This is a genomic window from Anaerofustis sp. (genome assembly GCF_019420015.1).
Taxonomy (GTDB): Bacteria; Bacillota; Clostridia; order Eubacteriales; family Anaerofustaceae; genus Anaerofustis.
This window is the reverse complement of the sequence record NZ_JAHZIA010000034.1, coordinates 33,853-49,559: the sequence shown is the minus strand read 5'-3', so window position 1 is coordinate 49,559 and position 15,707 is coordinate 33,853. Positions and strand designations below refer to the sequence as shown.

At 34.1% G+C, this 15,707-nt stretch carries 18 protein-coding genes; 6 read left to right on the top strand and 12 right to left on the bottom strand.

What is annotated here, in order from left to right:
- Positions 1–86: 86 nt before the first annotated feature.
- Both QZ357_RS06075 and QZ357_RS06070 read left to right on the top strand, forming a co-directional pair.
- Entirely contained in the window at positions 87–362 is a 276-nt protein-coding gene (locus tag QZ357_RS06075) for an autorepressor SdpR family transcription factor (protein WP_290773188.1), read from the top strand.
- Positions 352–987: an SdpI family protein gene (locus QZ357_RS06070; RefSeq protein ID WP_290773185.1), complete on the top strand. Its 636-nt coding sequence runs from the start codon at positions 352–354 to the stop codon at positions 985–987. The genes QZ357_RS06075 and QZ357_RS06070 overlap by 11 nt, the downstream gene beginning before the upstream one ends.
- 131 nt (positions 988–1,118) lie before the next feature.
- Here QZ357_RS06070 and QZ357_RS06065 read toward each other — a convergent pair whose 3' ends face one another.
- The 5 genes from QZ357_RS06065 to QZ357_RS06045 form a co-directional block, all read right to left on the bottom strand.
- Positions 1,119–1,931: an HAD-IIB family hydrolase gene (locus QZ357_RS06065; RefSeq protein WP_290773182.1), complete on the bottom strand. Its 813-nt coding sequence runs from the start codon at positions 1,929–1,931 to the stop codon at positions 1,119–1,121.
- 71 nt (positions 1,932–2,002) lie between these two features.
- Positions 2,003–2,806 (bottom strand): HAD family hydrolase, encoded by an 804-nt coding sequence (locus tag QZ357_RS06060; RefSeq protein WP_290773179.1) that lies wholly within the window; start codon positions 2,804–2,806, stop codon positions 2,003–2,005.
- Entirely contained in the window at positions 2,803–3,603 is an 801-nt protein-coding gene (locus tag QZ357_RS06055; protein ID WP_290773176.1) for an HAD-IIB family hydrolase, read from the bottom strand. Before QZ357_RS06055 ends, QZ357_RS06060 begins: the two co-directional genes overlap by 4 nt.
- Before the next feature lies 1 nt (position 3,604).
- Positions 3,605–4,402 carry a Cof-type HAD-IIB family hydrolase gene (locus tag QZ357_RS06050; protein ID WP_290773174.1) on the bottom strand — a complete coding sequence of 266 codons (798 nt, stop codon included), beginning with the start codon at positions 4,400–4,402 and terminating at the stop codon, positions 3,605–3,607.
- A 47-nt stretch (positions 4,403–4,449) separates the two neighbouring features.
- Positions 4,450–5,250, bottom strand: a complete 801-nt coding sequence (locus QZ357_RS06045) for a Cof-type HAD-IIB family hydrolase (RefSeq protein WP_290773171.1) — start codon at positions 5,248–5,250, stop codon at positions 4,450–4,452.
- A 249-nt stretch (positions 5,251–5,499) separates the two neighbouring features.
- Here QZ357_RS06045 and QZ357_RS06040 point away from each other — a divergent pair, with 249 nt between their 5' ends.
- Positions 5,500–6,501: an isocitrate/isopropylmalate family dehydrogenase gene (locus tag QZ357_RS06040; RefSeq protein WP_290773168.1), complete on the top strand. Its 1,002-nt coding sequence runs from the start codon at positions 5,500–5,502 to the stop codon at positions 6,499–6,501.
- Positions 6,502–6,564: 63 nt separating this feature from the next.
- Here the strand turns inward: QZ357_RS06040 and QZ357_RS06035 are convergent, their stop codons facing one another.
- The 6 genes from QZ357_RS06035 to glmU form a co-directional block, all read right to left on the bottom strand.
- The gene (locus QZ357_RS06035) at positions 6,565–8,169 is read right to left on the bottom strand and encodes a CTP synthase (protein ID WP_290773165.1); all 1,605 of its coding nucleotides are present in this window, start codon (positions 8,167–8,169) and stop codon (positions 6,565–6,567) included.
- A gap of 10 nt (positions 8,170–8,179) precedes the next feature.
- Complete coding sequence (locus tag QZ357_RS06030) at positions 8,180–8,851, bottom strand: VTT domain-containing protein (RefSeq protein WP_290773162.1); 672 nt, start codon at positions 8,849–8,851, stop codon at positions 8,180–8,182.
- Positions 8,852–9,787 carry a transketolase family protein gene (locus QZ357_RS06025; protein WP_290773159.1) on the bottom strand — a complete coding sequence of 312 codons (936 nt, stop codon included), beginning with the start codon at positions 9,785–9,787 and terminating at the stop codon, positions 8,852–8,854.
- Positions 9,787–10,608, bottom strand: a complete 822-nt coding sequence (locus QZ357_RS06020) for a transketolase (RefSeq protein ID WP_290773234.1) — start codon at positions 10,606–10,608, stop codon at positions 9,787–9,789. The genes QZ357_RS06025 and QZ357_RS06020 overlap by 1 nt, the downstream gene beginning before the upstream one ends.
- A gap of 21 nt (positions 10,609–10,629) precedes the next feature.
- Positions 10,630–11,583 (bottom strand): ribose-phosphate pyrophosphokinase, encoded by a 954-nt coding sequence (locus tag QZ357_RS06015; RefSeq protein WP_290773155.1) that lies wholly within the window; start codon positions 11,581–11,583, stop codon positions 10,630–10,632.
- 106 nt (positions 11,584–11,689) lie between these two features.
- Entirely contained in the window at positions 11,690–13,051 is a 1,362-nt protein-coding gene (gene glmU, locus QZ357_RS06010; RefSeq protein WP_290773152.1) for a bifunctional UDP-N-acetylglucosamine diphosphorylase/glucosamine-1-phosphate N-acetyltransferase GlmU, read from the bottom strand.
- Positions 13,052–13,177: 126 nt separating this feature from the next.
- On the opposite strand from glmU, the gene QZ357_RS06005 reads away from it, so the two are divergent.
- The 3 genes from QZ357_RS06005 (at position 13,178) to QZ357_RS05995 (ending at position 14,704) form a co-directional block, all read left to right on the top strand.
- Entirely contained in the window at positions 13,178–13,660 is a 483-nt protein-coding gene (locus tag QZ357_RS06005; RefSeq protein WP_290773149.1) for a peptidylprolyl isomerase, read from the top strand.
- A gap of 95 nt (positions 13,661–13,755) precedes the next feature.
- A complete protein-coding gene (locus tag QZ357_RS06000) occupies positions 13,756–14,400 on the top strand; it encodes a formate/nitrite transporter family protein (protein WP_290773146.1) in 645 nt (214 codons plus the stop codon).
- 136 nt (positions 14,401–14,536) lie between these two features.
- Positions 14,537–14,704: a YjzC family protein gene (locus tag QZ357_RS05995; protein WP_290773144.1), complete on the top strand. Its 168-nt coding sequence runs from the start codon at positions 14,537–14,539 to the stop codon at positions 14,702–14,704.
- A gap of 163 nt (positions 14,705–14,867) precedes the next feature.
- Here QZ357_RS05995 and prmC read toward each other — a convergent pair whose 3' ends face one another.
- The gene (gene prmC, locus QZ357_RS05990) at positions 14,868–15,704 is read right to left on the bottom strand and encodes a peptide chain release factor N(5)-glutamine methyltransferase (protein ID WP_290773141.1); all 837 of its coding nucleotides are present in this window, start codon (positions 15,702–15,704) and stop codon (positions 14,868–14,870) included.
- Positions 15,705–15,707: the final 3 nt, after the last annotated feature.

The following is a 15,707-nucleotide window of genomic DNA, read 5'->3' as shown; positions in this document are numbered from 1 at the left end:
AAATATTCTAAATAGTTCTTGACTTTTATAATAAGAAGATATATTATCTATTTAGAAATATTTCTAAATAGATAAAGGAGAAAAAAATGAGCTTCGGAAACACTCTAAAAGCACTGTCCGATCCGGTAAGAAGAGACATTTTACTTATGCTGAAAAGCGGAAGAATGTCTGCGGGAGATATAGCAAGCAGATTCGATATGACGACGGCAACGGTGTCTTATCATCTGTCAAAGTTAAAAAAAGCGGATTTGATTTTTGAAACAAAGTATAAAAACTATATATATTATGATATAAACACTTCAATATTTGAAGAACTAATGCTTTGGTTATCACAATTTAAAGGAGAAGAAAATGAAAAATAAAATAAACAAAGAAATTATAATTTCAACACTATGTTGTTTTATACCCACAATATTATGTTTATTCATATACGATAAATTACCAAATGAATTGCCCGTGCATTTCGGTGCCAACGGGAGTGCCGACGGATTTGTATCAAAACAAATATTTGTTTATGTAATGCCTTTTGCATATGCGCTTTTGAATATATTTTTAAATGTATTTTTGAACAACGACCCAAAAAGAAAAAATTCTTCCAAAGTCATATTTACCATAAGCAAATGGCTAGTGCCTATACTTACCGTATTGTTTAGCTTTATATCTATATTATCCTCACTCTATAAACAAGTAGATACGGGATTATATGTTCTTTCCCTTGTGGGACTTGTATTTATCATAATAGGAAACTACCTCCCCAAATGCAAACAGAACTATACAGTCGGTATAAAACTTCCATGGACCTTAAACAGCGAAGAAAATTGGAATAAAACCCACAGACTGGCGGGATATGTATTTATGTTATGCGGTATAATGCAAATTGTATTTACATTTTTTAAATTAAATTCTTTTGTACTTACTTCATCAATAATACTTATGGTTCTTATACCAACGGTGTATTCATTTATTTTATACAAACAAGGTATATAATATTATAAATTCATATAAATAAAAAACTATCCTAATCGGATAGTTTTTCTTAATTTGTATTATAATGGTTAATTTACAATCAATAGGAAATGCAAAACTTTAAATATTCGAAAAGACTAAACCGATTTATATTAAACTCTGTTTAGTTTTTCATCATCTTTAAGTATATACTTATACACCGCATAAGCAAAAGCATTTTCATTATTTGTTCTCGGCAAAATTATATTTGCTCTTTTCTTTGTTTCGTCATCACTGTTCTTTACGGCAAATCCATACTTCGAAATGTCAAACATATAAGTATCCACTTCCTGATCTCCTATACTTGCGACTTCATCTTCTTTTATCCCATATTCGTCCATAATAACCTTAAGTCCGTTTGCTTTGTTAAGTCCATCCGGCATATAACTCACACAAGAGCCAAAAGGTCTTGCAGTGGTATAAACACCTTCTGAAGCAAGAGATCTAAGATAAGGAACATCCTCTTCATTATTTCTCACAACAGCAACCCTACAGCATCTGTCAAGAGTAAGAGTATCTCCTTCGCTAGCCATTTTCAAAGTATGAAATCTTTTTATATGATTAATCAGCTTCTCGTCAGCATTCTCATACATTATTCCGTTTTCATGAAAACAAAAGAATCCTCTGTTTTCATTTCTTAAAATTTTTATAAAATCATCATATGTATTCTTGTCAAAATAAGAAATAAGTTCATTTTTACCTTTTACATCCAAAATTAACGCACCGTTAACAGCTACATGTTTTACGTCTTCAAGTCCTAAATCATGAATATGTTCTCTCATTAAAACTTCAGTTCTTCCCGAATTAATAACCACTTTTATACCTGCATCCACAAGATCTCTTACAGCCTGCACATTTTCTTTTGACATATGATCGTTTTTATCCAAAAACGTATCATCCATATCTACCGCGAATAGTTTTATCATTGTTTCCTCCATAATAATAGCCACAGCAATTTAAGCTATGGCTATTATAACTGATTTAATATAATTTATCACTATATTTGCGATAATTTTTTTTCGTCTTTTAATATATACTTGTATATTGCATAAGCAACCCCGTTTTCATTGTGACTTCTTGGAAGAACTATATCACAAGCTTCCCTTGCAAAATCATCACAATTACTTACGGCAAAAGACATACCGCAATTTTTAAACATCTCAATATCGCTTTCCTGATCTCCTATACAAGCAACTTCATCCTTCGATATACCGTAATCCTCCAGTATAGGTTCAAGTCCTGAAAATTTATTGAGCCCCAAAGGCATATAATCCAGTATACCGCTGTTTGCAGTAGAATATAAACCGTCAGGACAAATACTTCTTACATATTTAAGTTCCTCTTCATCACCGTAATAAGTGTTAACTCTCGGACATTCAGGTATTGTCATTACATTACCTTTAATCAAAGCCTTGCTAGAGTGAAAATATTCTACCTGTGGTCTTAACTTATCAACGTGTTCATACATAAGTCCTCCGTCACAATAACAAAAGAACTCTCTGTTTTCTCTTCTTAACCTTTCTATCAAATCAACATAGATATCTCTGTCGATTGCTTTTACAAACTTGTTTTTACCGGTATAATCCATGATAAGAGCACCGTTAACCCCCACATGTTTATATTTTTCAAGCCCCAATTCATATATCATATCTTTCATTGTAGGTTCGCTTCGCCCGGAGTCCAAAACAATCTTAACTCCCGTTGATTCCAAATCTTTTATAGCTTTTTTATCTTCTTCAGAAATAATATTACCGTCTCTGAGTAAAGTATGATCCAAATCCACAGCAAATAACTTTATCATAATCTTTCATCTCCAAAAAAATATTTATCGATAACATAACTGATTGCATCTTCTTCATTGGTTTTGTCTATAACAATCTTTGCGGCTTCTTTAGCTTCTTCGACCGCATTCTTTACCGCAATCCCCAGCGGTGCATCCCGAAGCATCTGCAGATCGTTTCCTCCGTCTCCGACGCACACTATCTTCTTCTCATCAATTCCCAATTCTGCTGCCAACCTTTTAGCTCCTTGGAATTTCCCCTCTCCTCTTACAAAAAATATAACAAATCCGTTGCCCTCTCCTGTTTCGATAATATCATTACCCCAAGAACGCATCAGCTTCCTTTGTTCTTCATTGTTTATAAGTCCGTACATTAAAAAAATATCTTTTATATCATAAGGAGTATAGTCAGTATCAATCACAGGATAACCATGCTCGTATTTATCCATAACATCCACAAGCCTATAACTGTGATTATGGTATATACCGGAAAGACTCAGAACATTTGATTCTATATTATTCTGTTTAAGCAAATCAAGAAGTCTTTTTACTTCGTCTTTTGGTATAAAGTTATACACTTTTCTGTATCCGTCAAGATTAAAGACGCTAAGTCCGTTGTGGGCGAGATGTTTTTGATCCATAAGCCCCACCATCTTAATGACCTCTTCCATTGTAGGCTCTGCCCTACCACTGGCAAGAGCAACCTTTCCGCCTCTTTCAATGAGTTTACGGAGTGCAAGTCTATTTTTATCCGATATGCTTCCGTCATCTTTCAATAATGTATCATCCAAATCAGTTATCAATAGTTCATATTTCAATTTATTCACCCAATATATATTTATTTATTACGTACATAACAGAATCATCATCACAGCTTTGTTCCAATACAACATCCGCTATATCCTTTATTTCATCCGTTGCATTGGCAACAGCAATCCCAAGTCCGGCACCTTTAATATTGGTAAAATCGTTATCTTGATCTCCCATTACAATAACCTCATCCATACTTATGCCCAGTTCTTTTGCGATTTCTTCCGTACCGACAATTTTAGTGACATTATAAGGCATCATATCGAAGAAATTCGGATCCGGAATAACGCCGCTCATTTCATTTTCTTTTTCCAAGCTTTTTACAAAAGCAAACTCTTCATCGTTTTTAAAATAACTGCTTATTTTATATACGTTCTTTATTTGTTTTATATCACCAACTCTTGATTTTGTAACCGGAAAATAAATATCAATGCCCTTCGCTATCGTCTCACTTCCCTGTTCATACACAAAGTCCGAATCATCCCCGGAAAAAACACCGCATTCAATATTATGTGACCTTAATTTATCTACCAAATCCAAATAAAAATTTTCATTGAATTTTTTTATAATCTTTCTCTTTCTGCCTTTAAAAATACCTGCCCCATTATCCGACACATGATAGTTGTCTCCTATTCCTATCATTTCGGCATAATGAAGTACATCCAGCGCAGGTCTTCCGCTTGCAAGAGAAACCATAACACCCTTATCTCTGCATTTTTTTATGGCTTCTATATTTTTTTCAGACACGCTCTTATCCGTACGTAAAAGAGTATTGTCAACATCCATAACCAAAAGCTTATACTTCATGTCACAACTCCTTAAACATTATTTTTTTATATCACAAATATTTACTGTCAAAGCATATATTTTTCTATCAAATACGCAACCCCGTTTTCATCATTAGTGAAAGGAAGAACAACATCGGCAACATTCTTAAGCCTGTCTACCGCATTTTTCATTGCTATACCAAGCCCTACATTTGCCACAATCTGCATATCATTTTCCTGATCCCCAACCGCAATAATCTCCTTGGTGGAAATACCCATCTCTTCCGCAAGCCTTATTGCACCCGTCCATTTTGAAATACCTCTCGGGGATAAATCGATAAAGTATTCTCCCGCAATATCAGCTCTTATTTCCTTGTGAAGGCGTTCAAGTTCTCTGTGCAAGAATATATCGTCAACATTCCTGTAAGAAGAGCTTACTTTATAAACATTTTTTAATTCTCGCACATCAGTTTCAATAAAATCAATCAAAGTTCCTTGATTGATTTCACGACATCTTCGTACAAACTCCTCACTGGATTTATCAAAAAAAGAACCTTCATAATCACTGGTCATGACAACAAAAGGAATATTATTATATCTCAATATATCGACTATACGCTTATAGTAGCCTTCTTCAAAGTGCGCAACATACTCTTCTTCACCCTCTCTGAATATGGTAAGTCCTCCGTTTGCGATATTGTAGTTATTCTGACATCCAAGCTGTCTTGCATATTTTATTGCATCCACATAGAGTCTTCCGCTTCCGACACTGATAAATTTACCTCTTCTTTGAAGCTCGTGCACGGCATCCAAATTTTTTTTACTTATCTCACTGTTACTGTTAAGCATCGTTCCGTCCAAATCTGTAATAAGCAACTTGTAATCCATAAATCTCTCCTCTGAAAATTTTTATAAAACAAACTATCTTTAAATTTTATATATTATCTTTAGCATAAATATAATATAAAACTTAATCACCTTTTATCATTTTACTATACAAACATTACTAAAGTCAATTATATAACATTTTAATAAACAAAAGTTTACCCAATATTTCGAAAATTTAGAAATCATGGTATTGTTAAATTTCTTAAAGTAAAGTATAATTAAATACAGTCTTATAAAAAGGAGTAGCAAATGAAAAACGTAACATTGATATATGGTGACGGCATAGGAAAAGAAGTAATGACGAGTGCCGTTGAAGTAATAAAAGCAACTGGAGCAGAAATAAACTTTGAAGAAGAAATTGCAGGACTCGAGGCAGTCGAACAATTTTCAGAGCCTTTACCAAAGAGGGTAATAGACAGTATCAAAAAGAATAAAGTTGCATTAAAAGGCCCTGTTACCACTCCGGTCGGAAAGGGATTTCGAAGCGTAAATGTAACTTTAAGAAAAGAACTGAACCTTTATGCAAATGTAAGACCGGTAAACTCTTTTGAAGGAATTAAAAACAAATACGAAAACATCGATCTTGTAATAATAAGAGAAAATACAGAAGGTCTTTACGCCGGAATAGAAAAGGAAATTGAAGGCGGAGCAGAAACAACAAGACTCATAACAAAAAAAGCAAGCGAAAGAATAGCAAAATACGCATTTGAACTTGCAAGAAGAGAAGGGAGAAAAAAAGTCACAGCTCTTCATAAAGCAAACATCTGCAAATTGACAGACAGAGTATTTTTAGACGCTGTTAAGGAAGTACATAAAAACTACCCTGAAATAGAGCTTGAGGATCTGATAATAGACGCGGCTTGCATGAATCTGGTTATGTATCCTGAAAAATACGATATATTGTTATCGACAAATTTATTCGGCGATATAGTAAGCGATTTATGTGCGGGATTAATAGGAGGACTCGGACTTACAACAGGTTCAAACATAGGTGAAGAAGGAGCAATTTTTGAAGCAGTTCACGGCTCTGCCCCTGACATAGCAGGCAAAAATATCGCAAATCCTACCGCATGTATTCTTGCGGGAGCAAAAATGCTTAAGTACATAGGCTATGACGATGAAGCAAAAAAAATAGAAAAAGCCATTGAAGATATAATAAGAGAAGGTAAATTCTTAACAAAAGATTTGGGCGGAAATATGGGAACAAAAGAATTTACACAAAAAGTAATAGAAAAGATAAAGGAATATTAATAAAATTTAACATTTAATTTTAAAAGAAAAAGACTGTCTATATACAATAAACAGTCTTTTTTATTATTGTTCACTATTTTCAAGTGCATGTTTAACGAATTCTCTAAATAAAGGATGAGGTCTGTTAGGTCTACTTTTAAATTCCGGATGAGCCTGCGTCGCAACATACCAAGGATGATCTTTTATTTCTACCATTTCAACAAGAAGTCTACTTGGAGATTCTCCCGATATTATCATTCCCGCTTCTTCCAGTCTGTCTTTATAATCATTGTTTACTTCATATCTGTGACGATGTCTTTCAGATATATGTTTTTCTTTATATGCTTCGTAAGCTTTTGTACCTTCCTTTAAATCACAAGGATAAGATCCAAGTCTCATAGTTCCGCCTTTTTTATCAACATCTTTTTGTTCCGGCATCAAGTCTATCACAGGATTTTTTGTGTTCTCGTCAAATTCTGAACTTGTAGCATCTGCTATTCCAAGAACGTTTCTTGCAAATTCAATAACGGCTACCTGCATTCCAAGACAAAGTCCAAGGAAAGGAACTTTATTTTCTCTTGCATATTTACAAGCAAGCATCTTACCTTTTACGCCTCTTGTTCCGAATCCTCCCGGAACAATAATGCCATTTGCATCACCAAGGATATTGTTTACATTTGATTCGTTGATTTCTTCCGAATCTATCCAATCTATTTCTACTTCTGTTCCGTTTTCTATTCCACCGTGATACAAAGCTTCCGCAACAGAAAGATATGCATCTCTCAAGCTTACATATTTACCGACAAGGGCAATTTTAACTTTCTTGTTCATTGCTTTTACTTTTCCCACAACTTCTTCCCATTCTGTTAAATCGAGTTCTTTTGCAGGTAAATTCAAGCATTTGATAACATAGTCCGCAAGCCCTTCGTCTTCAAGAGACATAGGCACTTCATATAAAGTTTCAGCATCATAATTAGGAATTACAGCTTCTTTAGGAACATCGCAGAACAAAGCTATTTTTTCTTTTATAGAGTCGCTTACAGGGAGCTCACTTCTTGGTACTATGATGTTCGGTTGAATACCTATACTTCTAAGTTCCTTAACCGAATGCTGAGTCGGTTTTGTTTTAAGCTCCATTGCTTTTCCAAGATAAGGAAGAAGTGTTACATGTATGTATAAAACCCTACCCGGGCAATCGCTTTTCATCTGTCTTATAGCTTCAAGGAAAGGCTGACTTTCGATATCCCCTACCGTACCGCCGATTTCACTTATAACAACATCTGCACCAGATTCTTCGCCTGCGGCTTTTATAAAGTCTTTTATTTCATTCGTAATATGAGGGATTACCTGAACTGTTCCGCCAAGGAAATCTCCCTTTCTTTCTTTTGAAATAATAGACCAATATATCTTACCCGTGGTAATATTACTCTTGTTTGAACAATTAATATCTATAAATCTTTCATAATGTCCAAGGTCAAGGTCTGTTTCCGCACCGTCCTCGGTCACAAAAACTTCACCGTGTTGGAATGGTGACATTGTGCCTGGGTCAAAATTCAAATAAGGATCCAATTTCTGAATAAATACATTGACCCCTCTTGCCTTTAATAATCTACCCAAACTCGCTGCGGTTATTCCTTTGCCAAGTGATGAAACCACTCCACCTGTTACGAAAATATAATATGGTTGCATATTTAACTCCTTACTCATCTTTTGCATCATCTTTTATAATTTTATTTCTAAATAGATATATCACAAATAATATAATACCATAAACCAAACTTATTGCAAATAACAATTTATAATCCCGGCCTATTATTCCCGCTCCCAAAAAAGAAGGATAAACAATACCGGGAGTTCTTCCGAGAAATAAAAAAAGAAGAAATTCTTTATATGTCAAATTACTGCTTCCCGCAATTAAACACAGAGCATCATCAGGGAAAAATGGTAATAAAAATGCAATAAATAAAGTCAGTTTACCTTTTTTACCGGACACTATATCCAAATAATGATCATAAGTTTCTTTTTTTACAAACTTAAGCGCTACTCTTTCGCTAAAATGTTTACCAAGCATAAACATAACTATACTTCCCAAATATATAGCGCTTGAATTAAGCAAGAAACTGTTTAAATGACCAAATAATCCTCCACCCACAACTCCGAGTACATTACCCGGAATAAAGGCCATAATAACCTGTAAAAATTGCAAACTAAAAAAAACAAAAGGTGCCCATGCGCCAAAACTTAAAATGAACGCCTTTAATTTGGTAGGGTCGGTAAAAAAACCGAACCCTACTTTTTCTATAACGAATGCCAGTGCCAAAACTATAACAGTCGTTATTATAGTTGCTTTAGCAATTCGTTTTTTATTCATCTATTTTCTCCCAACAGCTTTTTTTGCAGCTTCGATTATATCAGGAGTATCGATGTGATATTTTGCAAGTAAAGCATCAGGTGTACCACTTTCACCGAATGTATCTTTTACTGCAACATATTCCATAGGAACAGGACATTCACTGCTTAATGCTTGTGAAACAACGCTTCCAAGACCACCGTAGATAGAGTGTTCTTCACATGTTACGATAGCACCTGTTTCTTTAGCAGCTTTGATTACAGCCTCTTTATCAAGAGGTTTGATTGTTGACATGTTGATTACTTTTGCATTAATTCCTTCTTTAGCAAGTTCATCAGCAGCTTCCAATGCTTTTTGAACCATGATACCGCAAGCGATTAATGTAACATCACGACCTTCTTTAATTGTAGCCGCTTTACCGATTTCAAATTTATAGTCATCGCCAAATACTACAGGTGTAGCAGCTCTTGCAAATCTCATGAATACAGGACCATCGATATCAACAGCAGCTTTAACAACTTGTTTTGCTTCTGTATCATCAGCAGGAACAATAACAGTCATGTTTGGAAGAGCGTTCATTAAAGCGATATCTTCTAACATTTGGTGAGTTGCACCGTCTTCACCTACTGTTAAACCGGCATGAGTTAAAGCAAGTTTAACATTTAATTTTGGATAACATACTGCATTTCTCACAGCATCATATGCTCTACCTGTACCGAATACAGCGAATGTAGAAACGAATGGGATTTTTCCTGCTAGTGATAAACCTGCAGCTAAACAAACCATATCTGTTTCAGCGATACCTGCATTAAAATGTCTTTCAGGGAAAGCTTTTTTAAATACGCCTGATTTTGTAGCACCTGCCAAATCGGCATCAAGTACAACAATATTAGGATTATCTTTACCAAGTTCTGTTACAGCGTTTCCGTAAGATTCTCTTGTAGCAATTTTACTCATTATTTCCAACCTCCTAATTCTTCAATAGCTTCTTTAGCTTGTTCTTCACTAGGAGCTTTTCCATGCCAACCAACTTGGTTTTCCATGAACGAAACACCTTTTCCTTTTACTGTTTTACAAACAATAACGCTAGGTTTACCCTTACAAGCTTTAGCTTTTTCGTTTGCCTCTCTAAGTTGTTCAAAGTCATGTCCGTCTTCTACGTTTATTACGTTAAATCCAAATGCAGCGAATTTTTCGTCGATTGGATATGGAGACATAACTTCTGTTATAGGTCCGTCAATTTGTAGATTGTTGTTATCTACATATAAAATTAAGTTATCCAATTTGTAGTGGCTTGCAGCCATAGCAGCTTCCCAAATTGAACCTTCTTGGATTTCTCCGTCACCGCATAAGCAGTAAACTGTAGAATCTTTTCCGTCAAGTTTGTTTCCAAGAGCAAGACCAACAGCAACAGGGAAACCAAGTCCCAAAGAACCTGCTGTCATGTCAACGCCAGGACACTTGTTAATAGCTGGATGTCCTTGAAGTCTTGTGTTGATTTTTCTGAAAGTTTTAAGTTCTTCTCTTTCAATGATTCCTTTTTCAGCAAGGGCAGCATATAAAACAGGTGATGCATGTCCTTTACTCAAAATAAATTTATCTCTGTTTGGATCGTCAAGATTATCCTTATTTATATTCATTGCTTCAAAATAAAGATATGTAACGATGTCCGCACTCGATAAAGATCCGCCTGGATGTCCACTTTGTGCAGCGGCTACTTCTGTAATAATGCCAACTCTGACATTATTAGCGATTTGTTTTAAATCCATAATTTTAATTTCCTTTCAATATTTAAATTTTTATGAAAAAATTGAACTTATAGATTTTCCGTTATGTATCATCTTAACTGCTTTAGCAAGTAAAGGAGCTACTGACAACACGGTAATCTTGTCAATTTTCTTATCAGCTGTTAATGGGATGGTATTTGTCGCTATTAATTTATCAATAGCGGAATTTTGAATTCTTTCTACCGCAGGTCCCGATAATACAGGGTGTGTACATGCACAAATAATTTTACTTGCGCCAAGTTGTTCCAAAGCATTTGCCGCACCTACTATAGTGCCGCCTGTATCAATCATATCATCTATCATAATGATTTTTTTGCCTTTTACTTCTCCGATAACGTTCATAACTTCCGCAACGTTATCTTTAGGTCTTCTCTTATCTATAATGGCCAAAGGCACATTTAAATATTCTGCCAATTTTCTCGAACGCTTTACACTTCCCGCATCAGGTGAAACAACAACAATATTTTCCATTGATTCATTCTGAGCAATAATGTAATCCGCAATAATAGGACTTCCTATAAGTCTGTCAAAAGGAATATTAAAGAAGCCTTGAATTTGGTCTGCATGTAGGTCTATAGAAATAACTCTGTCCGCTCCCGCAGTGGTAAGCATATCCGCAACCAATCTGGCAGTAATCGGAACTCTTCCCTTTTCCTTTCTATCTTGTCTTGCATAACCGTAATACGGCATAACAACATTAATCCTTCCCGCCGAAGCTCTCTTAAGTGCATCTATTATTATCAATAACTCCATTAAGTTGTCATTAACAGGTGCACATACGGATTGAATTACAAAAATATCCTTTCCTCTTACCGGTTCATTAATGGTTACATTAATCTCACCGTCAGAGAATTTACCTATTTTTGCCGAACATAGAGGTAATGCTAAATTGTCTGCTATCTCTTGTGCTAACGCCTTATTTGAATTACCTGCAAGTAAACAAATGTCTGAAAAAGATTCTATCATGATCTACTCCCCATATTAAATTTTTATTTAAAATAGTATTAAACTATTTATAAACTTATTATATCAAAATTTTATATATTTTTAAATTGCATAATATAACTTTTTATTATTTTTTATATCCTTTTTTTACCGTTTGCCTGCTTCTTGCTATAGCAAGCGCGTCTTTCTCAACATCCTCTGTCAATGTTGAGCCTGCCGCAATGTATACGTTATCTTCAATATTAATCGGTGCAACCAAGTTTACATTACAACCGACAAAACAATTATTCCCAACTTTTGTTCTATACTTGTTTTTGCCGTCATAATTAACAAATACAACACCGCAACCCACGTTGGTATTTTCACCAATGTCACCGTCTCCCACATAAGTAAGATGACTTACTTTAGTACCGTTTCCTATAGATGAATTTTTAACTTCCACAAAATTCCCGAGTCTAGTATTGTTCTTTATATTAGCATTAGGTCTTAAGTGAACATAAGGACCTATCTGATTTTCATTACTTACTTTTGCATCAACTATAACACAATTGTCAATCTTATTGTTATCTCCGATAGTACTGTTTTCAATCCTTGAAGAATATATAACATTTCCTTTACCGATTATACTTCCCTTTTTTATTATGGTGTTCGGATAAATAACAGTATCAATACCTATTTTTACATCTCTGTCTATGTATGTGGATTTTGGGTCTATTATACTTACCCCTTCCAACATAAGCTCTTTGTTTATTTTTTCTCTGAATAATTCTTCACATCTTGAAAGCTCATATCGATTGTTTGCAGCCTCAACGATACTTCCGTCCTTTGTTGCATACGCATCGACGTTATATCCGTTATTTTTGAATATCTCTATCATATCCGTAATATAATATTCTTTTTGAGCATTGTCGGTAGAAAGATCGTCAAGATGCTTAAGAAGCTTTTGTATATCAAATATATAACTTCCCGAGTTTACTTCTTTTATCTCAGCCTCTTCCTTATTTGCATCCTTCAACTCTACTATTCTCTCGAGCCTTCCCGATTTCCTTACTATTCTTCCATAACTCTTTGCATCATCAAGCAACGCCGTAAGAACGCATAAATCCAAATTGTTATCATTTGAATAATCTATAAAATCATTTATGATATCTTTATTTATAAGAGGAGCATCTCCGCAAAGAACAACGACTTTTCCTGTTTTACCTTCTAAAAATTTTCTTGCCATCATTACGGCATGTCCTGTTCCCAGCTGTTCTTCTTGAAGATAATAGCTGTACTTATCCCCTGTCATTTCTTTTACTGTATCGGCTTTATACCCAACAACTACCCCAATATCTTCTATGCCTGATTCTTCAACGTTTAATATAACGTGCTTAAGCAGACTTTCTCCGCAAATTTCATGGAGAATTTTTGGCTTGTCGGATTTCATTCTCGTCCCCAATCCTCCCGCAAGGATTAAGGATGATACGTATTCATTCTTATTTTTCATATAATCACCCGACTAACATTATAATAAAGATGTTATAAAAAGTACACAAAAATTTCAAATTTATTTCTTTTATTTATTTATTATGTTAAAATACTCATTAAAAAAAGCGAAAGGATGTTTTAAATAATGACAAAAATTAAAATTACAATGGAAAACGGCGGAATAATGACCGCAGAACTTTATGAAGATATAGCACCAATAACATGTGAAAATTTCATCAATCTAGTAAAATCAGGATTTTACAACGGGCTCATTTTCCACAGAGTCATAGAAGGATTTATGATTCAAGGCGGATGCCCAAACGGAAACGGCATGGGTGGTCCGGGACATACAATAAAAGGAGAATTCGCATCAAACGGAGTTGAAAACAATCTAAAACACGAAAGAGGTGTTTTATCTATGGCAAGAAGTATGGATAAAAACTCTGCCGGAAGTCAATTTTTTATCATGCACCAAAACGCTCCTCACTTAGACGGTGAATATGCGGCATTCGGAAAGCTTACAGACGGATTTGATGTTCTTGACGATATAGCGAAAACACCAACGGACTATATGGATAAACCCCTTGATGAAAGAAAAATCAAAAAAATAGAAATTATTGAAGATTAATTTGAGCAAAGGTTCGGTATGTAACGAACCTTTGTTATTTATATTAATTTTTATCAGAAATATACAATCAATTTTGCAGTTATAATGAGGTTTGTATGAAAAAATTAGTTACTCTTTTATATGCTGTACTTGCGGGAATTTGCATAGGACTTGGAGGAATCGCATATTTATCCGCCCAAAATCCGATTGTAGGAGCCTTTTTGTTTTCCGTCGGACTATTCAGCATTTGCACTTTAGAACTTAATTTATTTACAGGAAAAATCTTATACATATTTGAAAATGACAAACAGTATGCCCTTAACTTGATTATTATTTGGGTTGGGAATCTAATCGGAGCGGTATCTATAGGGCTACTTACAAAATTCACAAGAATCGCAAAAATGACAATAGGAAACGTTACTTTTGCAGAAAAAGCAGCAAATCTATGTAGCATAAAGCTTTCTGACAATCTGCTGAGTATATTTATACTCGCAGTATTTTGCAACATAATGATTTTCATTGCAGTTGAAAGTTATAACAAAAATCCTCATGAAATCGGGAAATATATGGGAATAATATTCGGAGTAATGATATTCGTTTTATCTGGCTTTGAACATTGTATTGCAGATATGTTTTATTTCACAGCAGGAAATGCATGGAGTCTGCATACAATTGTATATCTGATTGTAATCACAGCGGGCAATGCGGTGGGAGGACTTATCTTCCCGATATGTAAAATTATAAAAAATAAATATGAATAAAAAGGTCAGAATACTGACCTTTTTTATTTTGTCTTTCAAAATCCAACGGAAAATTTTAACAACCCAAATTATGAATAAAACCATTCCGTTTACAAAAAATATATTCGAAAAATTAATTTTGAAAGGAATTTAACGTATGAGTGACTTATATAAACCGGGTACGGACAATCTACCTGCCGGAGAATACAGAGAAGTGGAAAAAGACGGCTCTTATATAGAAAACGGCAGAATAGTCAACATAAATAGCGGTGACCGTCTTCCACCCACAGGCAAAAAAGGCAGAAGATGGATAAAAGAAGACTGATAGGATGTGTCTGTTTTACTATCTTTATTATTCATTAATATTAAAATTAAAAAATATCATTAACAAAATCTAAAAAATTATTTTAAAGCTATAAGTGTTATATTAAAAATGTTAATGATATTTTAAGTTTTAATTATTAAAAAAGGCAGTTTTACACTGCCTTTTATTTTTGTGCCGTTATTGTTCTGTCAAACCCGGCCAAATCTTTTATGATATTTATATTTTTAAAATTATTCTTTTCAAGCAAATTTTTAACCTCATGAGCCTGATCATATCCTATCTCAAGAACTATATAACCCTCTTCATTCAAATACTCATCGGCATGATTTATTATTTTTCTGTAAAAATAAAGTCCATCCGCACCGCCGTCCAAGGCCAAAACAGGTTCATAATTTTTTACGTCATCTTCAAGAGTTTCGATAACATCACTCTTTATATACGGAGGATTTGAAATTATAATATCATACTTATCTTTTACATTATCGTACAAATCGCTGAAAACAAACCTTACCCTATCTTCTAAACCATATCTTCTTATATTTTTATTTGCGGTAACCAACGCTTTTTTATTTATATCAACTCCCATAATCCTTGCATTTTCAAGATAATATGCAATTGACAGACTTATACATCCGCTCCCAACACCAATCTCCAATATATCTAATTTGCGATTTCCAAAATTGTTTATTATATATTCCGTTATTATTTCCGTTTCCGGTCTTGGAATAAGAGTTTCTTTATCAACATAAAAAGGAAGACCCATAAATTCCTTTTCTCCTGTTATATAACTTAAAGGCATATTTGCACATCTTTTCGTTACACAATCTTCATACAATTTTATATCTTTATCACAAAGTTCATCATTTAAATGCAATATAAAAAAGGTATCATCGGCATTCAAAACATATTTCATAATATATTTTGCTTCGCTCAAAGGATTTTTTATATTATTATTTTTTAATTTATCACGTGCACATTCAAGCGCTTCTTTAACAAGCATACC